Origin of the sequence: Neobacillus sp. OS1-32 (genome assembly GCF_030915425.1) — a bacterium.
Classification (GTDB): Bacteria; Bacillota; Bacilli; order Bacillales; family Cytobacillaceae; genus Neobacillus; species Neobacillus paridis.
Map to the genome: position 1 here is coordinate 1,234,825 of NZ_CP133263.1, position 24,228 is coordinate 1,259,052.

A 24,228-nucleotide genomic window follows, 5' to 3' on the forward strand; every position below is an offset into this window, starting at 1 on the left:
AGGCCGAGTGATTTCCTTTTCACCTGCCTAAAATGAGGTTTTTTCAATATTTATCGTAACAACCACTCACGGTTATCCTTGTATGTTAAAGTCAAGGAAATATTGAAGTGATTCGGGATTCTGTAATGATCCGATGTTGACGGCCTTTTCCACCGGAACCCCCATGAGGATTTTCTTAATCGGCACCTCCAGCTTTTTACCATTTAATGTTTTCGGTAGTTCAGCAACTGGAAAAATTCCATTGGGAACATGTCTTGGTGAACAGTTAAGCCGAATGGCTTCATGAATCCGTGCTTTCACCTCATCAGAAAGCTCTGCTCCTTCTTTGACAACGACAAATAACGACATAAAGGATTGTTCACTTGAAATAGGAAGATCGACGACTAAGCCATCTAACACTTCCGGAATCCTTTCAAGGGCACTGTAAATTTCACTCGTTCCCATGCGGATGCCGCCGCGGTTAATCGTGGCATCGGATCTGCCGTAAATCACCGCACTGCCCCTGGAGGTAATCTTGATAAAATCGCCATGACGCCATATATCCGGAAAAACATCAAAATAACTCTCCCGGTAGCGTTCGCCATTTTCATCATTCCAGAAATAGATCGGCATTGATGGCATCGGCTCAGTAATGACCAGCTCCCCAATTTCATCGATTATTTCTTCGCCTTGGTCACTAAAGGCTTTCACGGCGGCGCCGAGCGCACGTGCCTGCAATTCCCCGGCATACACCGGGAGCAATGGCGAGCCGCCGACAAAGGCTGTACAAAGATCGGTCCCGCCGCTGGTAGAAAACAGCCAGACATCTTCCTTCACCTGATCATAGACCCACTCAAAACCACTTACTGGGAGCGGCGACCCGGTGGAACCGATGCTTTTCAAATGAGTCAGATTGTATTGCTCCTTTGGCTTCAGCCCTGCTTTCATGCAAGCCGTCAGGAAGCTGGCACTCGTTCCAAACACTGTCATTTTCGTCTCTTCAGCAAACTTCCACAACGTTCCATCATTCGGATAGCCCGGATTTCCATCATATAATAAAATCGTCGAACCCGCCAAGAGACCACTTACAACCACATTCCACATCATCCAGCCTGTCGTTGTATACCAGAAAAAGCGATCTTCCGCCTTTAAATCATTTTGCAGGCTGCCTAATTTTAAATGTTCAAGTAAAATTCCGCCATGACTTTGGACAATCGCTTTTGGCTTACCGGTTGTACCTGATGAATACAAAATCCACAACGGATGATCAAACGGCACTGCGGTAAAGGTAAGCTCTGCCCCGGTGTATTCTCTCAGCAGCTCGTTCCACAATACAACATTGGCTAAACCGCTTACATTCGGCTCTGCCTTCAAATAAGGAATGATTATCGTTTTTTCGAGCATCGGCAATTCTGCTTGAATCTTCTCTAGTAGATCCGTCCGGTCATAATCCTTGCCGCCATAACGGTAGCCATCGACGGCAACCAACACTTTCGGCTCGATTTGTTTAAACCGGTCAATCACGCTCATCATCCCAAATTCCGGGGCACAACTTGACCAGACTGCGCCAATGCTGGCACAGGCCAAGAAAACGGTAATGGTTTCATGAATGTTGGAAACGTAAGCGGCAACGCGGTCTCCGGGCCCAACACCGATGGATTTTAAATACGCGGCAACCGCTGCCGTGTTTTGTTTTAGCTCTGCCCAAGACAATTCTCCCTGTGGCCGGAATTCGGTTTGGTAGATAATCGCTGCTCTTTCTGGAGTATCATGGCGAAAAATATGTTCTGCATAATTTAATTTGGCCCCTGGAAACCAACGGGCTCCCGGCATTTTTTTATCGGCCAGCACCCTATCATAAGGAGTTTGGGCCTGAACATCAAAGAAATGCCAAATCGCTGACCAGAAACCTTCAATATCGGTCACCGACCAGTTCCAAAGTTCATCATACGTCTTAAATGAAACTCCCCTTGTTTCTGCAAGCCAATTTAAAAATCTGTTCATATTCGATTCCTCTTGAAATTGTTGGGAAGGTTTCCACAACAGTTTTCCTGTGATTTTTTCAACCGTCATCCTGTTTTCCCCCATCGTAAATTGTTGATTACATGGTATCAATTACCCTTACTACCATATACGAGTTTAAAATGATATTTTCCTGCCTCGTTTACCAAATTTTTAGTATTTTCATACAATCATTCCCCTTGTTTCAAACAATGAAACCATCTGTAAGGCAGTCAACCTAGATGGTGGATCTTTCGCGTCTTAATGAAAAAGTATTTTACCTAAGTGACATTTATTCAGCAAAAGAGTTTGTCAAAAAACAAATAGGAGACTCTCACCGCTGATTGAAAAAGAAACCCTTTGTTTCGTCACAAAATAATGAACTTGTCATAAAATAATTACGGAATTTTATCACGCTGTAACGGACCATTTGACTTCCGCTCAAGGCTTTGTGTTGGAAGAAAGTTTACGGTTGGTCTGCTCCCTGTAAAAGCCGATTGCTTCAGAAATGCAGCGGAGAAGAAAATACACTGAATAAAGTGGCACTCTAGTTCAAAGGAGGTATATTCCCCGATGATTCCCGAGGAACCCCTGCGCCCTGATACCGATGATGCTATGGTTGATTTATTGGGCTCGATCGCCATGGAGGAAATCGCTATTTCCCACCTTTTAAGCGCAGAAGCGAAAAAAATGCTGGCTTTTATCGGAAAAGATTTGGATTTCCCGACCAATCCCAGCAATGCGGAAATTTTTCAGTTTAACAAAGAAGCGGCAAGATTGATTGAATCACTCGTTATTAAGGAGTGGCTTTTGTTACGGAAGCTCCAAAATGTGGCTGACTTTTTTTCTGACAAAAAGGAAAATTATCAGCCTCATCATGACTTTATCCCTCCATGTCCGGAACCACTAGAAGAAATGGAATAGTTGTTTAAAAAGGGGGAACGGAGGATGAATGTTGGTGACAAAATGATCCCCCCGCTCTGTTGTTTGACTGCTACTTTAGATCAATATATTTGTGCTGTCAGAGAAATGGTTTATGCCATCATAAATCGTCAGCGCGCTGGCAAGGACCCACAGCTGATCGATGCGATTCAAAACGGTATTGTCCCACTGCTTCAGGCAATGACCGATATCGAGCGTTTTCTCTTGCGGAAATGGCTTTACCTTCTCGAACATCTGCCGTTAGATGAATGTGAACCTGTTATTCAGGAAAATACCGCTAATCGAAAAAGAAAAATCATCGAACTCAACCGGATGCTGAATCAGCTTTGTCCTAATGACGAAGTGATTGACGAACTCGTTGAGGCGATGCTGCAAATGGAGCAGCAGAAAAAGATGATCATCCAGTCATTGTTACAAACCAAACGTAATAATGACCCAACTACAGTATGGCTTCCGGAAAGAAATGAATGATGGGGAAACGATTTTTTGCCTGAAAAGCTCAGCCCGAGAGTTTAAGGCTTGAGAATCCCGCAGAAATGTTCCTGTCCCACTTAAAAATTTTGACGGATTTTGCATAAAAATAACGATGGACTATTTTAAAAACCCTGTTATAATCCAATATATGAGTATATTACAGGTATAAAGGTGGGCACTATGGGGAACACATGTAGATATGTTGTCAATGCTCTTGGTAAGGGCGGGGAAACATATTATACACAATGTAAAGACAAACAGGAATTAAGAAAATGGATCACAGATAATCAAGAAAAGCTAGTAATGAATGAATTAAACATTACCGATAAATATCAGCATCCATTCTTAAAATTTTTCAAAGCTAAAAAAATATTTTAGCAAAAAGAGGCTGTTCCAAAAGTTGTCAGGCACCACAAGTATGTTAGTTATCTTATGGTGGTGCCTGATAAAACTAATGGGACAGCCTAATTTGTCTCCACAGCGATAAATTTTCGCTTTTGAATGAAGCGAAGTCGGATCGATAAGGCGATTCCAGCCGCCAGAAGACCGAATGTCAGGCCAATCCAGTAGCCGATGGCGCCGAGTTGGCTGTGATGAGCTAAACCGTAGCCGACCGGAAGGCAAATCGCCCAATAAGCGATTAACGTCATCATGAATGCAAGATTGACATCTTTATATCCTCTTAAGGCAGCCTGTGCCGTGACTTGAATCGCATCGGAAATTTGGAAAAACAACGCATAGATTAGGAAATAAGCGGTTAATTTGATAACTGCCGCTTCATTGGAATAAAGCCCGGCCACTTGATAACGGAAAGTGACCACAAACAAGCCAGTCACGACGGCAATGATGATCGCCAGGACAATCCCCAGCCAACTGTAATCGCGCGCATCTTTATACCGCCGAGCCCCGACTTCATAGCCGACCAATACCGTCAGTGCCATGGAAATACTTGTCGGGATCATATACAAAAATGAAACGATATTAAGGGCTGATTGGTATGCGGCGACCGTTGTGACGCTGAACCTGCTGATCAAAATCGTCACGACCGCAAACATACTGGTTTCAAAAAAAGTGGAAAGTCCCATTGGAATCCCAATTTTTAAGATCTCTGTACATCTCTTGAGCGAGAATTCCTTCATATCGGAAAGGACTCTGTAGGCTGCAAACGGTTCCTCCGCTTTGACAATATAGACGGTAAACGCCAAAATCGCCCAATAGGTAATCGACGTGGCGTATCCTGCTCCGGCTCCGCCCATTTCCGGAAATCCCCATTTGCCAAAAATGAAGACATAGTTTAATAAAAAATTGACTGGCAACGAGGAAATCATGATCACCATGACGACACGGGTTCTTCCTAAAGCATAAATAAACGACCGCAAAACATTAAATACGAATAATGGCAGGATTCCAAAACTAAGTCCGATTAAATATCGCTTAGCAACATCTTGTACCCGGGAAGGCAGATCCATTTTGTTTACAAGCGGATCTAACAGAAGAAAGCCAAAACCGAAAATAATGATGGTAAGGATAATTGACAGAAAAATACCATGTTTTACAACAGATGCTACTTCATTTATTCTTTTTTCCCCAAAGTATTGGGCTGCTATCGGCGAGACGGCGAGAAGAATCCCGGAAAGTCCGGTAAATATCGGATTCCATATTGATGAGCCGATCGCCACTCCGGCCAGCTCGGATGAATGATATTTACCCGACATGATCGTATTAAAAAACACCATTGAGAACATACCCAGCTGGGTAATGAGAATAGGAACTAGCAAAACAAAAATTTGCTTTGCTTTTTCCGTAAATGAAAAAGTTTGCTTCATAATAAAATGCTCCTCAAAAAATATGTACCAAAATACCATTATAAAGCAATTGCCGTGATTTTTCTCTGAAATAATAATATTTTCAATATTAAAAAGACAGGATCTGATCCCTGCCTTTTTTCATATCTGTTATTTTCGCAAATTTCATCTTACATTCCTTGACCATAGGTTCCATGTCCATGATAGTAGCCGTGCCCCGGATAATACCCGCCATGACCATGATGATAACCATAACCCGGATAGTATCCGCCGTGACCATGATGGTAGCCATATCCCGGATAGTATCCGCCATGACCGTGATGATAACCGTATCCCGGATAATATCCGCCGTGACCATGGTGGTAACCATATCCCGGATAATATCCGCCGGCTGTTCCCGGCATCCCGGCACCCATCCCGGCACCTCCGCCAACATTCATACCCATTCCAGGGGCTCCGCCTGGTGTTCCCATAAATTGTCTATCCACTTTGCATCTCCTCCTCATGTGGTTGCACCATAGTGTATGTTTCCAGGAGAAAAAAGGGATAGGTTTTTGCCTAAATCACCGCAGATTGTCGCTATATATGGTGAGTGGGAAGTTTAGGATGCTCCGGTTATTACTTGACAATTTTTGATGGATTATTAATTTTGTACAATACCGGTTCCTTCACTAAAAATTGTTCTTCGACGTCTTTTCCTTTCGCCAATTTTTTGGCCACTACTTTTCCGTCAAACTCGAGTTGATCGCCTGGAGCAAGAGCAAACTTCTTCAACGTTTTACTATGGCTGCACCAGGCTAAACCGAGTTCAAGCGGCTGTTCCCCAACAACTTGAACCTGTTCAAGGACGACAACCTCGTCATTTTCTTCATTAAATGGGTTGTAGGTTAAGGCAAACTGTTTTACCATTGCTGTAAAATGGACTTTATCAACCGGAAGCTGGAGCTTCGCTGGTTTAGGTTTTTTTACCTTCGTCTCCATTGTTGGCGCCGGTTGTTTTTCTGCTTTAGTTGAAACTGATTTTTCTTTCCCTTCAGATTCCTGTGATTTAGGATTCATTTCATTGCTGTCTGCCCGTTTTCTTTCCCCAGCCTCCATGGAGATCAGACTTTCTTTGCCAAAGCCCGATTGCTGCATTTCTTTTAAAAAAGCCGGGTGGATACTGCTTAAGTTTCCATCTGGAAATTCGATGATAATCGTATGAAACTCTGCGGCATTCCCGTACGTTTCATATCCTTTAATGGAAACCAACTGCTGAACACTTCGTTCCTTATACCAAAATTCTTTTTTAGCCGTGGGTAACCCCCACTCTTTAAGCTTCTCTTTGAAATGCTCTTCGTCCCGAAAGGTTTCATATTCACCCTTTGGCGGCAGATACTGAATTTGTTGCGTTTGCGATTGCCCGACAGTCATAATTTTGTCCGCCCTTTCTTATTGTCCAGTTCCGGCGCCTATCCCCTCGAGGCGCTTCCGCTTTCCGCTTTTACTTGATTACATTATATCATGTTCATGAACAATTAGTGAATTGTGCCTCCTTTCAGGACCCACTCCAAAAGAATTTGCCCCCAGACAAATAAAACTTCCCGGTGAATCATATTTTGTAACAAGGACTATTAAAAAGTGAACCGGAGGATTGCGATGATTAGAATCAATCAACAGGTTGTGAAGCCGGAGAACCTTTCTGAACACATCCCTAATAGCGAGCATAAAACAATTGTCAAGCAAATGGCTAGCTACCATCAAGTCTACCAGTATTACAATCTCCAGCATTTAAACTTTGAGCTCAGTTTTCGCTCCAACACGATGAAAGCGGCGCAGCAGTTAAATGATAGCGGGGCGAAGTTTACCACCTTCCGCTATGCGTTCCCCAATAAAGCTTATTGGAACCGGCTGAGTAATGGCGGCTTCCTTCTCAAACATGATGCCCGTCCTTCAACAGCCATCCTTGATATTCTCAAAAACGGCAAGCTGTATGCCTTTGAATGTTCAACCGCGATTGCCATTGTCCTCTATATCGCTACTCTCTATTCGATTGGACATAGTAGATTTGATGATCTATTTACAAGACTATACCTGATGGACTGGCAATTTGATGACGATCTCCCGATTCATCAGAAATATGGTGATGATTATTTACCGGGTGATGTTCTCCATTTTAATAATCCCGACTTTGATCCCAAGCAGCCGCATTGGCGCGCCGAAAATGTCGTTTACTTTGGCGATGACAAATACTATGGCCATGGAGTTGGGATCCGCAATGCCAGTACGATTATTAACTTCCTCAATAAAAAAAGAAAGCCGAATCCCAAGACTTCAGCTTATCTCATGAATATGATTACCAGACCGGAATATAGTGCGTTTTTATAGGGCTCAAATTTGTACGACGATGACCTAGGCGCTTCCACTTTTCTTATATGGGATGGTCACGATAAAGGTCGTCCCGCTTCCTTGTTTTGAATGTACTTCAATATGACCATTTATTTTGTCCAAGCTTTGGCGAACTAAATATAGTCCGTGACCGCGATTCGAACCCTTGGTTGAAGTCCCTTTTAAAAATAATTGTGCTTCAATATCCTTGGAAATTCCGCCGCCTGTATCGTGAACTTCGATAACGAGAATCTCCTCGTAATAATCAAACCTTAAGATCACTTTTTTGACCGGCCGTCCCTGCACTGCATCCAAAGCATTATCGATTAAATTTCCCAGAATCGTAATCACCTCATGAGTGACTTCGGACTGCCCTGGTTTGGGAACGCTGCCTTCCCCTTCAATGATAAATTCACAGTCATTTTCTCTTGCGTAGCTGAACTTGCCTAAAATGAAGCCCGCGAGAACAGGATCTTTAAAGCGGCTGACAACAAATTCCACTTCGTTCTGCTGCTGATCGGCAACTTTTGAAATATAACTGGCTACTGCTTCGTAATCCTTCATCTGGATTAATCCGGAAATCGCATGTAATTTATTCATAAACTCATGTGCCTGTGTCCGTAACGCCTCGGCGTATAATTTTACCCCGGTTAGCTGCTCTGCCAGCTCCTTGATTTCTGTCTTTTCGCGAAATGTTGTAACCGCCCCGACGATCCTATCTTTTACTTTAACGGGGACTTTATTGGCAATAATGGTGATTCCTTTCAGTTCATGCACCTGGTCTAATAAGGACTCACCTTGTTTCAAAACAGCATCCAGTTGGATATTAGGCATGTAGTCTTCGAGTTTTTTCCCTAATGGTGACGCCTGGAACCCAGCCTTTTGTAAAAGTCTGCTGCCTTCCGTATTGACGAGCGTGATGATTCCGTTCTGATCAACCGCCAAAATTCCTTCGCGTGTCGATTGCAGCATGGCGCTTCGTTCTTCTAATAGTTTCGCAATTTGACTCGGCTCTAAACCAAATAAGATTTGTTTAATTTTGCGGGCAAGAAACAGCGCCCCGAGAATCCCGACCACGAGGCCAACTGTGACGCCGATGTATATGTATTTTCGTCCCTGAGCGATGGCCTTATTGACTTGTTCCAGAGAAATCCCGACAGCAACAGCGCCAATTTGCTTATGATTGCTGTCATACACAGGAGTAAACGATCGCAAAGACATCCCCAAAGTTCCTTTCGCGATGGAAATATGCTCCTTGCCTTGCAAAACCGGTCCTTCATCCCCACCAACAAAGTGTTTCCCGATTTCATGGCTGTTTGGATGGGATTTCCGAATTCCGTTCATATCCATTACAACAATAAATCTAACATGGGTTGCCTGTTTTATTTCGGTTGCAAAGGGTTGAATATCTTTTTCAGCCTGCGGATTTCGAAGTCCATTAATGACAATCGGAGACCGCGCAACCATCCGGGAAATATCGGTTGCTTTCTCAGCCTGTGTTTTTTCAATTCTATCCGAAATCCAGTTGCTGATTAACAAATCAGTAACGAGTAATGACAGGATCACCACCAAACATACGAGCAATGTGATCGTCGTTTGTAAGGTGATTCTATACCTTCTCATTCTATTAAAAGTTAATGGTCCCACATTTCTTCCCCCTGAAGGAAGGAATTCTTAATTGATCGCATACCGATTGACAGGCCTTCCTACCCCGCCATATTGAACATAGAGCTTTACCTTTCCCTCCTTTTCCAAAAAGTCCAGATAGCGGCGGGCGGTGATTCTCGCAATTCCGATACTCTCTGCTACTTCTTCTGCCGATACCGGCCGCTCCACTTGCGACATAAACAGCGTCACTTTTGTCAGCGTATTCATATTTAACCCTTTTGGTAAACTTTCTCCACCATTATTTTCTCTACCACTCTTAAAAATTATTTCATCTAACTCAGCCTGTCTTATTGTCTCCTTTTCGGTGAAGACCGTTTGATATAATTTATAGTTTTCCAGGGATTTTTTGATTCGATCAAAAGTAAACGGTTTAATTATGTAATCAATTGCCCCTTGTTGCAGGACCTGGTGAATCGTGTCGATATCATTAGCCGCTGTGATCGCAATCACATCAACAGATAATGAGTTCGAACGAATTTTTTTTAGCATTTCGACCCCGCCTAAATGCGGCATGTACAAATCGATGATAGCAAGATCTGGGTGTAATTCACGAACTAATTTTTCTCCTTCCACTCCGTTAGCTGCTGTTCCGATGATAGTGAATCCATCTATTTTTTCAATAAATTGGCGGTGGACTTCTCTGACCATTGGATCATCCTCTACTAAAATCACTTTTACCGGACACACAATGCCTTCCCCCATCCTTCTAGCAATCAAGTTAATTTTATAAAATGCGGTTCATTCTCACAACTATTTTATCCGCTGTGTACCAGTACTGTTTCACTAATATATTTATTGTACTATAACAAAAAGAACAATAAGAACAATATGACCAAAATATAATCTTTTCTGAATTTTCCTATACCATGGTGCTAAGGGATTACTACCAATATTTATATTAAACAAAGGGGAAAAGGTATGAAGATTCATTTTAAAAATCTAACTGTGCAAGTCATTTGTGGGATTATTCTGGGGATTATCATCGGATTTTTATTTCCAACGTTCGGGGCACAATTGAAATTCTTAGCCGATATCTTTATTAAGCTTATTAAAATGGTCATTGCTCCGATTATATTCTTAACCGTTGTCATCGGAATTGGCAGCATGGGCGATTTAAAAAAGGTTGGCCGGATTGGCGGTAAAGCCCTGATCTATTTTGAAATCATTACAACCTTTGCCTTGGCCATCGGGCTAATCGTGGTCAATGTGATTAAACCGGGCTCTGGCTTCAATACTTCGGCCGCAAAAGGCGGCGACATTTCCCAATACACTACTGCTGCTAAAGAATCAAGTCATGGCGTGATCGACTTTATTCTTGGGATCATCCCGGATAATTTTTTCGCAGCCATGGCAAATGGTGACCTGCTCCCGATTCTCTTCTTCTCCGTTCTGTTTGGAATGGCGCTTGCATCCTTCGGGGAAAAAGGAAAACCACTTGTTCGTTTATTTGAACAAATAGCCGATGTCTTTTTCAAGATTGTTAATATGATTATGAAATTTTCGCCCATTGCCGCATCCGGTGCGATGGCCTTTACAATTGGAAACTTCGGTTTAGGGTCGCTCGTCTCGCTTGGAAAATTAATGGGCGGCGTCTATTTGACGATGTTCCTATTTATCGTATTTGTCCTTGGAGCTGTAGCAAAATTTTACGGCTTTAATATCTTAAAATTTATTGCTTATATCAAGGAAGAAATTCTGTTAGTTCTCGGTACTTCTTCGTCCGAATCTGCTTTACCAAAAATGATGGAGCGGCTCGAAAAATACGGCTGTTCCAAATCGGTTGTCGGGCTTGTCGTACCAACAGGTTATTCGTTTAATTTGGATGGTACATCGATTTACCTTTCAATGGCGGCAATGTTCATCGCTCAAGCTTACAATGTCGATATCACGATTTGGCATCAGATCACCTTGATGGGGATTTTAATGCTGACATCAAAAGGTGCAGCCGGGGTAACAGGCTCTGGCTTCGTTACCCTTGCCGCTACCCTTTCAGCATTCCCGGTTATCCCGGTTGAAGGGATTGCCTTATTGCTTGGTGTCGACCGCTTCATGTCCGAGGCCCGGGCAATCACGAACTTAATTGGAAACGGCGTCGCAACAGTGGTTGTTTCAAAAATGGAAAATGAATTCCATCCTGTTGCTGAAGGTTCAGCCGACAAACAAGACGTGTCAATTAGTGCTTAAAGATACCGGAACAGAGGTGCGAAAGAAAATTGCACCTCTGTTTTTTTATATTAATGAATTTCACCGACAATTCAGACAGGCCATTCGCCGCCCGCATAAGCCATCTCCCAAAACATATATTCAAACCGTGATGTTGTCAGAAAATGTTCTTCTAAAATCGCTAATTCACGCTCCGGTTTTCCATCCGCTAATCGATCTAAAATGTCAATCATCCAGAGCGATAATCCGCCAAATTCATCGGAAGAGTACATGGTTACCCAATCGCCATATAATGGATGTTCGCTCGAACCCGGGTACGTTTTCGCCAGCATTTTTCCAATTTCCCAATAGCTCCACATACATGGAAGTAGCGCCGATATTAATTCTTCCAGCGACCCGTTTTGGGCAACCTTGAGCATATAGCTTGTGTAGGCCAAATTGTTCGGCAGCGGCTTAGTCTCTTCTAACTCTTCGCTGGTTATCCCAAATCTCTCTGCATATTTGCGATGAAGATCCATTTCTCCATGTAAAATATTTGCCAAAAGCTTGGCAAATGTCGCCATCGTTTTTTCATCTTCCGCCTTCACCACTCCTAGTGCATATAGCTTTGAATAATCAATTAAATAAACATAATCCTGTTTCATGTAACGGATAAATGACTCAACAGGAAGCTCCCCCGTCCCTAACCCGGCTACAAATGGATGCTGGTGTATTTTCCCCCAAATCCCCTGTACTCTTTCAAAAAGTCGTTGTGAAAATTTCATTGCAATACCTCCATTCCTAATCCCCTTGCTGCTTCCAGTGGTGAAGTTGCTTGAGCAATTGCACTAATAACTGAAACACCGTCCGCTCCCGCATTGATCACTGATGCGGCATTCTCGGCGGTAATTCCGCCAATCCCGACAATCGGAATCATGAACCCTTCCCTACGTAATTTTTCAATTAATTTTGTTCCTTGCGAAGGCTTGGCGTCCTTTTTCGTTGCCGTAGGAAAAATAGGCCCAATTCCGAAGTAATCCGCTCCTTCCCGTTGGGCCGCCTCGGCTTCTGCCAAAGTGTGCACGGAAACTCCCAATATTTTTCCCGGGCCGATTTTTTTCCTTACAATATGGACCGGTTCATCCTCCTGTCCAATATGTACTCCGTCTGCACCCAGCCCAAGGGCAAGCTCAATATCATCGTTCACGATAAAAGGAATGTGGTGCTCCCGGCAAATATGCTGCAGTTCTTTGGCGAGACTGATTTTTGCCGTCCCGGTTAAGGCCCCGTCACCCTTTTCACGAAATTGAAAAAGAGTAATACCACCGGCGATAGCTTCCGTTAATACTTCAACAGGAGCCTTTTTACAGTTCGAACTGCCCATAATAAAATAAACTTTCAATAACTCCTGCAAGTTTTTCATACGTACTCTTTTTCCTTTCTTTTTCGATAGGCCCAATGGTTGGTCGGGCCATGTCCGTGACCAATTTCGAATTGATCTTCAATCGCGGCTTGAATAAAATCTTTCGCAGTCACTACGGCATCATAAACATTCGCTCCTTTCGCCAGTTCAGCCGTTATCGCGGCGGAAAAGGTGCATCCGGTACCATGGGTATTTTTTGTTGTGATGCGCTTCCTTGTGAACGTATAAAATTCTTTCCCATTGTAAAATAAATCAGTAGATTCAGTTGGAACTTCATCGTGACCGCCTTTGATGATGATATGACTGGCCCCAAGTTCATATAAGCTTTTGGCCGCATTCTGTTTCTGTTCGCGGGTTCGAATCATCATCCCGGTCAGCACCTCGGCTTCTGGAATGTTTGGTGTTAACACTTTGGCAAGCGGCAATAAATATTTCTTTAGCGCAACAGTCGCCTCTGTTTGCAGTAATGAGGCACCACCTTTAGCAATCATAACCGGGTCGATGACAATGTTTTCCCATTGATATTTTTTAATCATTTCGGACACCGCCACAATAATTTCGGCGTTAAATAGCATTCCTGTTTTCAGTGCATCAGCACCGATATCATCACCGATGGCTTGAATTTGGCTGACGACAGCCTCAACGGTCATGGGATAGACGCCATGGACCCCAAGAGTATTTTGTGCTGTTACTGCGGTTAGCGCAGACGTTCCAAAAACCCCCAATTCTTGAAATGTCTTTAGATCGGCTTGAATACCCGCCCCGCCACCGGAATCAGAGCCGGCAATCGTCATTGCTTTTTTCAAACTAATCGTCTCCTTCGTTTATTTCGCCAATATTTTTTTGAATGAACTCATTTGATGGATTTCCTCGTCTGAAACGAGCGATAATTGATTTAAAAATTCAATTTGAAAACTGCCTGGGCCTTGTTTGGCTGTTTTTTCAGCAGCTTTTTCGGCAGCCACACCGTAAAACGTTAACGCTGAAACAGATGCTTTCAATGGAGCTATTTCCACACCGGCAAATGCACCGATGACCGAGGTCAATAAACAGCCGGCACCAGTAACCTTTGTCAACAATGGATGCCCATTCGCAATGACATATGTAGTTGTTCCATCTGTCACGATATCCTCCCTGCCGGTAATCGCCACGATGCAATTTAAACGTTCCGCAGCCGTGATGGCAAGATTCACCACGTCTCCCTTCACACTCCCGGCATCAACGCCTTTTATTTCCCATTTCTCTCCGACAACATTGGCAATTTCGGAAGCATTCCCTCTAATCACCGAGATCTTCACTTCGTTGATGATTTTTTGGGCACTCTCCGTGCGAAAGCAGGTTGCACCAGCACCAACCGGATCGAAAATGACGGGAACATGATGTTTCTCAGCACTTTTTCCAGCTAGTATCATTGAGTCTACGGTCGGCCCGTCTAACGTCCCGATATTTAAAACTAGTGAACTAGCAATCTTCGCCATATCCGCAACCTCCTCAGGGGCATACGCCATAACCGGTGAGGCCCCCATCGCAAGCAGCCCATTGGCGGTAAAATTGGTTACCACAACATTAGTAATGTTATGAACAAGCGGATTTACCTCCCTTACCTTGCGCAACAATTCTGATACCGTGTGTTGGTCCAAGACAATCACTCCTTTTGGAAAAAATAAAAATAGCCAGACCCATAGTGGACCTAGCTTTTTTAGCATGAAAAAATATTTCACATAAAGCTACTTTCCTACGCTGGTATTACCCAGATCAGGTCCAAAGGGTTAAAAACGCAATCGTTTTCTCTCAGCCCACATGCCGGGCACCCCTAGTAGATAACTAGTATTTGATTGTATCCATCATAACCGGTGTAAATCGGGATGTAAAGGAAAATGCTTCTAAAAATGCTAACCTTCCTTTTCCTGTTCAGCTAAAAAAATTTTTAACTCCTCCATTTATACTATACCACCCAAACACATTTCGCTCGATTCCGACAGCAGCACTCGAGAAATGTCTTATCCTGCGCTTTCCCGAGGAATAATTTCCCCATGCTCCGGTTTACGACAGCGGCCTATCTAACCGTCTATACTTGTCGCGAAAAAAGCCCGTCCCACCTGTCATCAAAAAAACTCCACACCCTAGTGGTTTCGGGAGTTTTTTAAGCTGTCATGGAGTGGACGATAGACCTTCTTAATAAACTTTTGAGTTATTTCCGGAAGCGCTTTATTGCGCCGGTTCACTAATGCAGTTACAATTGCCTTTTTTTCATCCTTTGACACTGCCCATTCATCAGGAATTAAAGCGACGATCTCCTCCATTAATAAAATCGGAATCGTTTGAATGAGCTCCAATTGCTGATAAAATTCCTGCTCCTCCTCTACAAAAAGAGCCATCAATTGATGTGTCGCACTTTTGATTAAGTCTGTCGGCAGAGCTTCAAGATCTTGCTCGACCCAGTCATACCCGCCAAAAACTTCAGCCTGATCAATGATCCAAAGCCTAAAGGAATGCGGCATTTCCTCGCGGAGAAGTATATTCTTCCGTGTCCGGTCCCGATTGGACAACCAATAATCAAATAAAATGATGCCGGCTAATGACTGATCATTATGAATACGGCAAATATTAGCTGCCTGGTGACCGTCCAAACAGTCAGGGATATATAAAGAAGCAAATTGGAAGCGGACATCGCACATTTCAGCCAGTTCGGGTACTTGACTGGTGAATGGTTGCGGCATTTCGATGATTTTTCCAAACGGTACGGGCAAACCTAGGTATCTTCCAAGACAATATCCCACCCATTCATTCGGTAACGATCTTTCAAATCCGGGTTGGAAATACTTCACCACATAATCTTTGCCATCACTAAATGTGATTAAGTGGGCATTGGATTTCCCCTCCAATTTCCGTTTGTAAACAAGAGGTTTCATCATTGTGTTTCCCCCTCGGCAACACCGTTTTCCTTGATTGGGACTTTGCATTTTAAAAGCTTAATATATTGCTCGGCAACCACCTGAATAGCAAACTGCTCTTCGACCCGCTTGATGGCTGCACGCGACATTTGCTGATGCAGCTCCGGTTGATCGATAATATTGTAGAGTTGCTTTACCGCATCGTCAACATTTTGCCCACGATATAACAAGCCTGTTTTACCATGATCAACGATTTCATTAATCGGCCTGATATTAGAGGCAACCACCGGTACCCCGCAAATCATCGATTCAATAAACGTATTACCAAACGACTCCGCCTTCGTTGTCGCTAAAGTACAGCCACCGGACTGACGGATTTTGGCATAAATATGCGGCATTTGTTGATAGGGAATGACTGGAAACCATTTGATGATATCGTCTAGCTGCTCTTCCTTCCAAACCACGGCAAATTCGTCCCGTTGTACGCTTTGAGCACCTCCGATTAACCAAAGTTCAATATCCGTCCGTTCGCTTTTAATCTTTTTCGCCACCTCGATCAGCATCGGCCAATTTTTACGTTTGTCAACCCGGCCAATCCAACCGACAATTTTCTTATCCCTTGGGAGAATCGGCATATTAGCATAATCAATTTCCTCCGGTAACAAGGCACGGAAAAAAGAGGTATCAACACCATTATAAATAACATGGATGGGGATATCCTCAACCAGGATCGAAACTAGCCTTTTTTGATAGTTCGAAGGGACAATGATTAGCTGTGGTTCAATCCCTTTAAATGATGCTAAATGGGGAGATAGCTTGATCAATTCTGGTGTGCGGGCCTCGATGAAAACAGGACCTTTATATTTGGCTCTTCGAATCCACTTGTAAGCAGCTTTCGTATCGACTACAATGATCGCATCATAGGCATTATTCTTGATAATTTTGACAATTTCTTCGTCATCTTTCGTTAAATATACTTTGGCAACATCCCGCATCATGTGCAGGCCTCCATGGTCTGTTGTGTAGAGGAATTCTGTTTCAATGCCGTGTTTTTTAAAATAAATCGAACGATTTCGCCAGCCGGCATTTACCCCTCCAACAGTGAGTAAGCGCCAGATGACAAGCACCTTCATTCCATTATCACCTCTCATGATTGGACTCCTCCTCAGTCAGTCAACTGTCTTTGCTAAGCTGGCTTTTTGGCACCGATATATTGTTTGCGGCCGCTGCCAGCCTTTTTCCCTATATTCTGTCCGCTCTTAGAACTTTTTGTGGACTTCGACTTTGAATTAGATTTCGAATCGGCCATAATTTTCGTTTTTGTTTTTGTTCCTGAACGGCTCTTTCTTTCAGGGAACCCTTCAAATTTTGCTTTTTTATGCTTCTTGGTTTCCGTTTTGGACGATTTTTCTATCACACGCATACTTGCTAATTCTCGTTCATCCCAATACTTGTCAATTTTCTCGATCACTTTTTCAGGATCTTCTCCACGTGCCAGCATGGTTTTTACCCATTCTTCCTTAAACACTTTATGCATTAATCCTTCCAATAAAACAACATAGTTTTTTTCATTACCGAGCGTTAACAGCTTATTACTTTCCTCTTTCAATGCTTGCATTTTTTCTTCCTTCGCCTGCTCATCCAGCGCTTCATTAAGGATTACTTGATAGATTTCGCGAGATAGTTCTTCCATGTGGATGTAATGCAGCCACTCCTCATATAACTCTGGCGATAATGCTTGTACATGCGACAGAAAAATACCCTTATTGTCATTTCCCAAAGAATTTAATAGTTTCCTTGGGTAAGGGTATACCCGGTCACGCCAAACAGTCCTAGCGACATCAATGACTTTTAAACTCCCATCTTCCTGCAAATATATTTGCCGCTTATGGTGGTCTATTCGCTCATAACCAATTTCTTTAAACACGATTAACATCTGGATTAGTTTTGCGGATAGCTCCTCTGTTAAAGGTTGGGATTGCAAGTATTCCCTTAGGTCCACTCCCTTGACAAAATCCATGGCAATATAGAGTTTTCCTTTTGCATGAACTTTCGGAAATAGGTTCGTATGTTGGCCGAGTGAAAGAGCATAATATTCCCGATCACAATCCTCCTGGTTGCCAAAGACCTTTACACAAATATCATCGGTATATTGAAAGACAGCTCCCTGGCGGCCTTTCCCAATCATCTGTAAAGGTGAATTATTTGTCACTTCAACATCGGCATTGAATACATTTTTAACTTTTATTTTTTTTACCAATTTATCCATCATTTTTGGATCGATAATATTTTTCTCCAAATTTATGGTACCCATTTTTTTCCTCCTTTCTGCATTATATGTTGGAATACGGATTATGGTTTTTGCTTCAACATTTGCAGTCATACAGCTACACTATGATTCTGCGTATTTATCAACAATGCTGTTGCCTACTATAGTTAATTCAATTGCTCGGAAAATGGTTAAGGCAGATATCCAGATTTTACTTTGAAAAAATAATCGTTGCTGCCAATGATGTATTCAAAATGAGTAAATTGTTAAAAAATCGTAATAAGCAATAAAAAAAGGAACTCTCCGAAGTGTGGAAAGCTCCTAAAAAAATCAATCATTATCGCAGCATGACCCCAGTTGCAAACGTTAAAAATACGTGGGTACCCAGTTTAACGGTTGGCTGAACAAGGGTGTCTTTTAGTGGGTCAAGGCAGACAATGTCCATCGCGCCGACTTTTGGGTGCTTTGCCGCGGCCATGACCCCTTCGAGCAGCTCGGCTGTTGTCATGCCTCCCGGTGTTGAGGCTGGAACCCCTGGGGCGTAGGCGATGTCGAGGACATCCATGTCGACCGTTAAATAAATGGTATCCACCCTTGTAGCCAAATGCCCAAGGCAATCTTCAACGGTTTCCTTAATGCCTTTTTTTCTCGCTTTTCCCAGCGTAATATAATGAACACCCTGTTCTTCAGCGTACTGCTTTAAATCCTTCGTATTAAAAAAACCGTGTAAGCCGATGTTGTACATGTCCGACCCTTTCACCACCCCACTTTCAATTAAATTACGCATCGGTGTTCCGTTGGAGGGACCGTTATCCGAAAGATCGCGCAGGTCAAAATGGGTATCAAACTGGATGATCCCAATCCTTTCCTGAGCTCTCGCCTGCTGCAAGCCTTTTACCATCATCGCTGTAATCGAGTGGTCGCCGCCAATCGCGCAGATTTTAGAATTAGGGAAATGATCAAAAAGTACGGCGGCTGCGGTGACAATATTCTCATGGCAGCGGCGAATGTCGGTGACATGCATCGGAACATCCCCGGCATCAAGGGCTATCCTTTCTGCCAAATCGATATCCTCATCAAGATTATAAGTAGTAAAGCTTTTCCAAGCACGGCGGAAGGCATCAGGAAATTCGGATGCCCCCGAGGCGCTGATCGAGGAACGGGACAGCGGAACGCCAACGATCACAAAGTCGGCAGCCTTGCTCTTTTCCGGAGCTGATTCACTAGACAGCGGCTCAATCCATTCATGCACCTTTGTAACCGGGGCACCGTTCTCCGGCCGTGTCCAAGTGAAGCTTGCTGGAACCAATTTAGGATAAAGAAAATTCAGCAACCAAATGCCCCCCTCTGACAACCACTTGGCCATTTTTTACAACCGTATCGGTATGATTTACCCCATATAGATATTGCAATTTCATATAATTTTCAACGTTAAAAATCGTCACGTCACCCTTTTTGCCGACCTCCAGGCTGCCAATTTCGTGACCGCGATTGATCGCATGAGCGGCATTGATGGTGGCTGCAGTGATGACCTCTGCGGGCGTCATCCCCATTTTTAAACAGCCGAGGTTCATGATAAACGGTAATGAAACAGTTGGAGAAGAGCCTGGGTTACAGTCAGTTGATAAGGCTACCGGTACGCCTAAATCGATCATCTTGCGGCCATTGGCCGACTCTGCCATTAAAAAGTAAGCCGTCCCCGGTAGCAGCACTCCGACCACCCCTTTTTCCGCCATCGCCTTCATCCCTTGTTCAGAAGCCTTCAGTAGATGGTCCGCGGAAATCGCCCTTACTTCCGCAGCCAGTTCTGCCCCTTCATAAGGTTCAATTTCATCGGCATGGATTTTAGGGATCAATCCATGGCGCTTACCAGCTTCTAAAATGACGCGCGATTGCTCCGGAGTAAACACCCCTTTTTCGCAAAAAACATCATTAAACTCGGCAAGGCCAAGCTCTGCCACCTTAGGAATCATCTCCTCGACGAGCAGCTTGACAAATTCATCCGGCCGCCCTTTATAGTCTTCCGGAATCGCATGCGCCCCCATAAACGTCGGGACGACATCGATGACATGCCGTTCATTCAGCTGTTTCGCCACCTCCAGCTGCTTAAGCTCCGTTTCCCAATCCATACCATAACCGCTTTTGGCCTCCACCGTTGTGACCCCATGACGCAAAAATTGATTCAGGCGCTGATAGCTTTGGTGAAAAAGTTCCTCGCGAGCAGCCGCCTTTGTTGCTCTTGTCGTGGCATGAATCCCGCCGCCAGCATTCATAATTTCCATGTAGGTTGCCCCCTGGAGCCGCATATTAAATTCATTTTCGCGGCTGCCGGCAAAAACAAGATGAGTATGCGGATCAACAAGTCCCGGAGTCACCAGTTTACCGCTCGCGTCAATGACTTCAGCTTCAGCAAGACGCGGCTTATACTTTGCGGCCAGCTTTGCATCTGTACCAGCGGCCTGGATCGTTCCGTCCTCAATCCAAATACTGCCATTTTCTATCATTCCAAGCTCAGACATTTCAGCCCTTACGCGGGGAGTATCGGAGCTCCCCTTTAAGGTGACAAGCTGCGCGGCATTTCTAATAAATACAGCTTTACTCACTTCCAACATCCTCTCAGTAGAATTGCAAATCGGTTGAAAAATTGTATAGGTTGTCACTCTATTACGCGAAACTGCAGTCATTTTAAAAAATGCAGATATATTCGAAAAAATGCAAATATACTGCCCAAATCTGCGGATATATTTGAAAAATTGCAGATACATTGCCCGCGAACCTACATTAATTTTTAAAATGCAGAAATATCATGCGAAACTGCAGATATATTGCCTAAATCTGCAGATATATTCTATTAATCCTGCTTCAACATTGGCATGTGAATTCCTTTTTCCTTGGCTGTTTTAATCGCAAGCTCATAACCGGCATCGGCATGGCGGACCACTCCCATTCCAGGGTCTGTTGTAAGCACGCGCTCAAGCCGCACTTCCGCATCCTTCGTTCCGTCCGCCACAATGACCATACCGGCGTGCTGCGAATACCCCATACCGACACCGCCGCCATGGTGTACCGAAACCCAGCTGGCGCCGCCGACGGCATTGATCAAGGCATTTAAAATCGGCCAGTCAGAAACCGCATCACTGCCATCTTTCATAGCCTCTGTTTCCCTGTTTGGGGAAGACACGGAGCCGGCATCCAAGTGATCGCGGCCGATCACGATCGGAGCAGATACTTCTCCAGAAGCCACCATATCATTGATTAATTTACCGAAACGGGCCCGGTCCCCATAGCCTAACCAGCAAATCCGGGCCGGAAGTCCTTGAAAAGCAATTTTTTCCTGAGCCATTCTAATCCATTTGCACAGGTGCTCATCGTCTTTAAATTCACGCAGTAAAGCTTCGTCAATTTTACGGATATCCTCCGGATCACCGGATAATGCCGCCCAGCGGAACGGGCCTTTTCCTTCACAAAACAGCGGTCGAATATAGGCCGGGACAAAGCCGGGGAAATCAAAGGCATTTTCAACGCCTTCATCCTTCGCTACTTGGCGGATGTTGTTGCCATAATCGAAGGTAACCGCGCCTTTTTGCTGCATTTCAAGCATGGCCTTCACATGCGTGGCCATGCTTTGTTTGGCAAGCCTAATATATTTTTCCGGGTCAGCCTTGCGCAGTTCCGCTGCTTGGTCAAGGCTGAATCCAACCGGTATATAGCCATTTAACGGATCGTGAGCCGATGTTTGGTCCGTAAGTACATCCGGAATAAAGCCCTGTTCGATCATCTGCGGCAATATTTCTGCTGCGTTTCCTAGTAAACCGATCGATAATGCCTTGCCAGCAGTCTTTGCCTCCTGTGCCATTTTCAATGCTTCATCCAAATTCTTCGTTTTCACATCGAGATATCTCGTTTCGATTCGGCGGTCGATTCTCCATTCATCAACCTCAACAGCAATACAAACTCCGTCGTTCATCGTGACTGCAAGCGGCTGCGCCCCACCCATACCGCCAAGGCCGGCAGTTACTGTAATGGTATGTTTTAACGAACCGCCGTATTCCTGGCGGGCAAGCTCGGCAAAGGTCTCATAGGTTCCTTGCACAATCCCTTGGCTGCCGATATAGATCCAGCTACCTGCAGTCATTTGGCCATACATTATCAGCCCTTTTCGGTCAAGCTCATGAAAATGCTCCCAATTTGCCCAGGCCGGTACCAAGTTGGAATTGGCCAGCAATACCCTTGGTGCATCTTTATGGGATTTCCAAACAGCTACCGGCTTACCGGATTGAATTAGCAGTGTCTCATCATCTTCCAAATGTAAAAGCGTTTTCACAATCGCATCAAAAGCTGCCCAGTTGCGGGCTGCCTTCCCGATTCCGCCGTAGACAACGAGATCCTCCGGTCTTTCAGCAACCTCCGGGTCCAGGTTGTTCAAAAGCATCCTTAAAGCTGCTTCTTGAAGCCAGCCTTTTGCGTGTAATTCAGTCCCTTTAAAATTTTTAATCGTCCTTGGTTGTGAAGTTTTGGTCTCCATTTTTTCCACTCCTTTTCAGATTTAACTTACCTTTATTATAGAGTTCTAATTTTCTGAAAAATATGGATAAAAAAACAGAAAACAAATACTTTTTTTATATTAAGAAAGATATTTTTACCAGCTGCTTTTCATAAAATAGCAGTTTCTTTAGAAAACTTTGATTTTTTTAGAAAAAAATAAAACTCCGTTTACACGGAGTGAATTTCTTTCCTCATCCTATCCACTTTTTTATTGCGAAACTCTCGTGGCGACATCCCGACAGTTTCCTTAAATATTCTGCTAAAATAATTCGCGTTTTGATAACCAGTCAGCAAGGAGATTTCTTTAATTGGCTTACTTGACTCCAGTAACTGCCGTTTGGCTTCCTTCATGCGGATTCCGGTCAGCAGATCTGAAAAGCTCGAACCAGTTTTTGTCAGCAAAAGATGACTAAAGTAAGAAGGATTACGGTCGACGTAATGGGCCACATCCTCCAGTCTGAGCTGGCTATTGGAAAAATTAGCCTCGATATAAGCGATCCCCCGTTCCACTGGATCTTGTTGATAATGGCGAATATTGGATTCAGCCCCATGGAAGATTTTTTGGATAAATAAAATCAGATTCTGCACCGTACGATACAGCACAGCATCATATAAAATCGAACTGAAAATATAACGGTACTCCCGCTCATAATCAGGGGCTTCGTCGAGGCGATAGGTCTTCATAAATCTTCTCACCTGCGCGAGAATACTTGTTAATCTGATTCTGACCAGTCCGGGATCCGGATAAGGTTCTTTTAAATAAAGGAATTCATCATAAAGCCAATTTTTCACCTTTTTTAAGGCAAAGTTTGTCAGCATGTCTACCCATTCCCGCTGTTCCGGCGGGGTTAAAAAAGGATCGATATGAACCCACCCGTTTATCGAGTCCGACCCCATCACTTGGCGGTAGCCCTTATAATAGGTCAGTTCAAGCATTTTTCTCGTTTGCAAATATTTTTGATGCAATGAAAGGGTTGCGGACCGTTCCGTGTAAAGGACGATGGCAAGTGGTTCCGAAAATTCTTCCTCCCAACGTCTCATTACCTTTTGGCACTGCTCCTTCGCAGTTGCACAATGTTCCGTAAATAGGAGTATAACCATATCACTCAAAGGAAAGACACCGTGGAGGTCTTTAAAGGGAAATTCAGATAAAAATACTTGTAAAGTGGGCAAAGTTTCGCTGCCCTCCGTTTGAAAAGCGGCAATTTGGTAATCCTCCGCAGCTGCAGATTGCTCCATAAATAAAGCTTCATAGGAAACGTCTTTATAAGAAATGACACTGTTTATACCTGATGGGCTGATTCTTTTCTGCAGCTCCCGTGCGGCTTTCTGGTAAGCGGATTTCAGCTTCGCAGTGGAAAATGGTTTTATCATCAGGTCCAATGCCTGCAGATCAATGGCCAGACGCGCTTTTTCAAAGGTCGCTTCGGCGCTCGTCAACAACAAAACCGGAGTGAAAATTTGCATCAAATCACGGAAGGAAGACCATTCATCTTTACTCACCATATCAAGCTCCAACAGCACCACATCCGGAGATTCCCGTTCAAACAACACAACAAACTCCTGATAATCCCCCGCCAAAAAAATATTCGCCACCGAAATCGAAGACGACTTCAACAGCCACTTCAACCCCTCCCGCTCATTCAAATCCCGATCCGCAATCAACCACTTACCATCCATCCCAACTTCCCTCTTCCTCTTCTTATCTAAATTTCTAAA

22 protein-coding genes and 1 riboswitch are annotated in these 24,228 nt (G+C 43.9%); of the genes, 5 read left to right on the forward strand and 17 right to left on the reverse strand.

From position 1 onward, the window contains the following. Positions 1 to 72: 72 nt before the first annotated feature. Positions 73 to 2,052: an acetoacetate--CoA ligase gene (locus tag RCG24_RS06350; RefSeq protein WP_308078653.1), complete on the reverse strand. Its 1,980-nt coding sequence runs from the start codon at positions 2,050 to 2,052 to the stop codon at positions 73 to 75. 501 nt (positions 2,053 to 2,553) lie between these two features. Here RCG24_RS06350 and RCG24_RS06355 point away from each other — a divergent pair. The 3 genes from RCG24_RS06355 to RCG24_RS06365 all read left to right on the forward strand — a co-directional run bounded on the left by RCG24_RS06355 (position 2,554) and on the right by RCG24_RS06365 (position 3,774). Continuing rightward, positions 2,554 to 2,904: an alpha-helical endospore appendage domain-containing protein gene (locus tag RCG24_RS06355; RefSeq protein ID WP_308078654.1), complete on the forward strand. Its 351-nt coding sequence runs from the start codon at positions 2,554 to 2,556 to the stop codon at positions 2,902 to 2,904. A 24-nt stretch (positions 2,905 to 2,928) separates the two neighbouring features. Continuing rightward, complete coding sequence (locus RCG24_RS06360; protein WP_308078655.1) at positions 2,929 to 3,393, forward strand: hypothetical protein; 465 nt, start codon at positions 2,929 to 2,931, stop codon at positions 3,391 to 3,393. A 183-nt stretch (positions 3,394 to 3,576) separates the two neighbouring features. Beyond that, positions 3,577 to 3,774 (forward strand): hypothetical protein, encoded by a 198-nt coding sequence (locus RCG24_RS06365; RefSeq protein ID WP_202654218.1) that lies wholly within the window; start codon positions 3,577 to 3,579, stop codon positions 3,772 to 3,774. Between the two features lie 86 nt (positions 3,775 to 3,860). Here the strand turns inward: RCG24_RS06365 and RCG24_RS06370 are convergent, their stop codons facing one another. The 3 genes from RCG24_RS06370 to RCG24_RS06380 all read right to left on the reverse strand — a co-directional run bounded on the left by RCG24_RS06370 (position 3,861) and on the right by RCG24_RS06380 (position 6,614). Continuing rightward, complete coding sequence (locus RCG24_RS06370; protein WP_308078656.1) at positions 3,861 to 5,222, reverse strand: MATE family efflux transporter; 1,362 nt, start codon at positions 5,220 to 5,222, stop codon at positions 3,861 to 3,863. A gap of 149 nt (positions 5,223 to 5,371) precedes the next feature. Next, positions 5,372 to 5,689: a hypothetical protein gene (locus RCG24_RS06375; protein WP_308078657.1), complete on the reverse strand. Its 318-nt coding sequence runs from the start codon at positions 5,687 to 5,689 to the stop codon at positions 5,372 to 5,374. A 130-nt stretch (positions 5,690 to 5,819) separates the two neighbouring features. Next, positions 5,820 to 6,614, reverse strand: coding sequence for a hypothetical protein (locus tag RCG24_RS06380; protein WP_308078658.1), 795 nt, complete (start codon positions 6,612 to 6,614; stop codon positions 5,820 to 5,822). Between the two features lie 225 nt (positions 6,615 to 6,839). On the opposite strand from RCG24_RS06380, the gene RCG24_RS06385 reads away from it, so the two are divergent. Continuing rightward, positions 6,840 to 7,568 (forward strand): protein-glutamine gamma-glutamyltransferase, encoded by a 729-nt coding sequence (locus tag RCG24_RS06385; protein WP_308078659.1) that lies wholly within the window; start codon positions 6,840 to 6,842, stop codon positions 7,566 to 7,568. 24 nt (positions 7,569 to 7,592) lie between these two features. Here RCG24_RS06385 and dcuS read toward each other — a convergent pair whose 3' ends face one another. Then, positions 7,593 to 9,191 (reverse strand): DcuS/MalK family sensor histidine kinase, encoded by a 1,599-nt coding sequence (gene dcuS / locus RCG24_RS06390; RefSeq protein ID WP_308079126.1) that lies wholly within the window; start codon positions 9,189 to 9,191, stop codon positions 7,593 to 7,595. Between the two features lie 51 nt (positions 9,192 to 9,242). After that, complete coding sequence (locus RCG24_RS06395; protein WP_308078660.1) at positions 9,243 to 9,938, reverse strand: response regulator; 696 nt, start codon at positions 9,936 to 9,938, stop codon at positions 9,243 to 9,245. Positions 9,939 to 10,154: 216 nt separating this feature from the next. On the opposite strand from RCG24_RS06395, the gene RCG24_RS06400 reads away from it, so the two are divergent. Further along, entirely contained in the window at positions 10,155 to 11,420 is a 1,266-nt protein-coding gene (locus tag RCG24_RS06400) for a dicarboxylate/amino acid:cation symporter (protein WP_308078661.1), read from the forward strand. Between the two features lie 71 nt (positions 11,421 to 11,491). Here the strand turns inward: RCG24_RS06400 and tenA are convergent, their stop codons facing one another. The 11 genes from tenA to RCG24_RS06455 all read right to left on the reverse strand — a co-directional run bounded on the left by tenA (position 11,492) and on the right by RCG24_RS06455 (position 24,189). Next, positions 11,492 to 12,163 (reverse strand): thiaminase II, encoded by a 672-nt coding sequence (gene tenA / locus RCG24_RS06405; protein WP_308078662.1) that lies wholly within the window; start codon positions 12,161 to 12,163, stop codon positions 11,492 to 11,494. Beyond that, a complete protein-coding gene (thiE, locus tag RCG24_RS06410; RefSeq protein WP_308078663.1) occupies positions 12,160 to 12,801 on the reverse strand; it encodes a thiamine phosphate synthase in 642 nt (213 codons plus the stop codon). Before thiE ends, tenA begins: the two co-directional genes overlap by 4 nt. Then, a complete protein-coding gene (thiD, locus tag RCG24_RS06415; RefSeq protein WP_308079127.1) occupies positions 12,798 to 13,595 on the reverse strand; it encodes a bifunctional hydroxymethylpyrimidine kinase/phosphomethylpyrimidine kinase in 798 nt (265 codons plus the stop codon). The genes thiE and thiD overlap by 4 nt, the downstream gene beginning before the upstream one ends. A 30-nt stretch (positions 13,596 to 13,625) precedes the next feature. Continuing rightward, positions 13,626 to 14,441 (reverse strand): hydroxyethylthiazole kinase, encoded by an 816-nt coding sequence (thiM, locus tag RCG24_RS06420; protein WP_308078664.1) that lies wholly within the window; start codon positions 14,439 to 14,441, stop codon positions 13,626 to 13,628. A 75-nt stretch (positions 14,442 to 14,516) separates the two neighbouring features. Next, positions 14,517 to 14,626, reverse strand: a riboswitch (TPP riboswitch). 298 nt (positions 14,627 to 14,924) lie between these two features. After that, the gene (locus tag RCG24_RS06425; RefSeq protein WP_308078665.1) at positions 14,925 to 15,716 is read right to left on the reverse strand and encodes a HipA family kinase; all 792 of its coding nucleotides are present in this window, start codon (positions 15,714 to 15,716) and stop codon (positions 14,925 to 14,927) included. Further along, on the reverse strand, positions 15,713 to 16,846 hold the full coding sequence (locus RCG24_RS06430; protein WP_374049129.1) for a glycosyltransferase family 4 protein: 1,134 nt from the start codon (positions 16,844 to 16,846) through the stop codon (positions 15,713 to 15,715). The genes RCG24_RS06425 and RCG24_RS06430 overlap by 4 nt, the downstream gene beginning before the upstream one ends. 35 nt (positions 16,847 to 16,881) lie before the next feature. Beyond that, the gene (locus RCG24_RS06435) at positions 16,882 to 18,009 is read right to left on the reverse strand and encodes a serine/threonine-protein kinase (RefSeq protein ID WP_308078666.1); all 1,128 of its coding nucleotides are present in this window, start codon (positions 18,007 to 18,009) and stop codon (positions 16,882 to 16,884) included. A gap of 292 nt (positions 18,010 to 18,301) precedes the next feature. Beyond that, positions 18,302 to 19,294 (reverse strand): agmatinase family protein, encoded by a 993-nt coding sequence (locus RCG24_RS06440; RefSeq protein ID WP_374049152.1) that lies wholly within the window; start codon positions 19,292 to 19,294, stop codon positions 18,302 to 18,304. Further along, positions 19,275 to 20,567: an imidazolonepropionase gene (gene hutI / locus RCG24_RS06445; RefSeq protein ID WP_308078668.1), complete on the reverse strand. Its 1,293-nt coding sequence runs from the start codon at positions 20,565 to 20,567 to the stop codon at positions 19,275 to 19,277. Before hutI ends, RCG24_RS06440 begins: the two co-directional genes overlap by 20 nt. 248 nt (positions 20,568 to 20,815) lie before the next feature. Continuing rightward, positions 20,816 to 22,489: a urocanate hydratase gene (gene hutU, locus RCG24_RS06450; protein WP_308078669.1), complete on the reverse strand. Its 1,674-nt coding sequence runs from the start codon at positions 22,487 to 22,489 to the stop codon at positions 20,816 to 20,818. 188 nt (positions 22,490 to 22,677) lie between these two features. Continuing rightward, positions 22,678 to 24,189 (reverse strand): helix-turn-helix domain-containing protein, encoded by a 1,512-nt coding sequence (locus RCG24_RS06455; RefSeq protein WP_308078670.1) that lies wholly within the window; start codon positions 24,187 to 24,189, stop codon positions 22,678 to 22,680. Positions 24,190 to 24,228 lie beyond the last annotated feature (39 nt).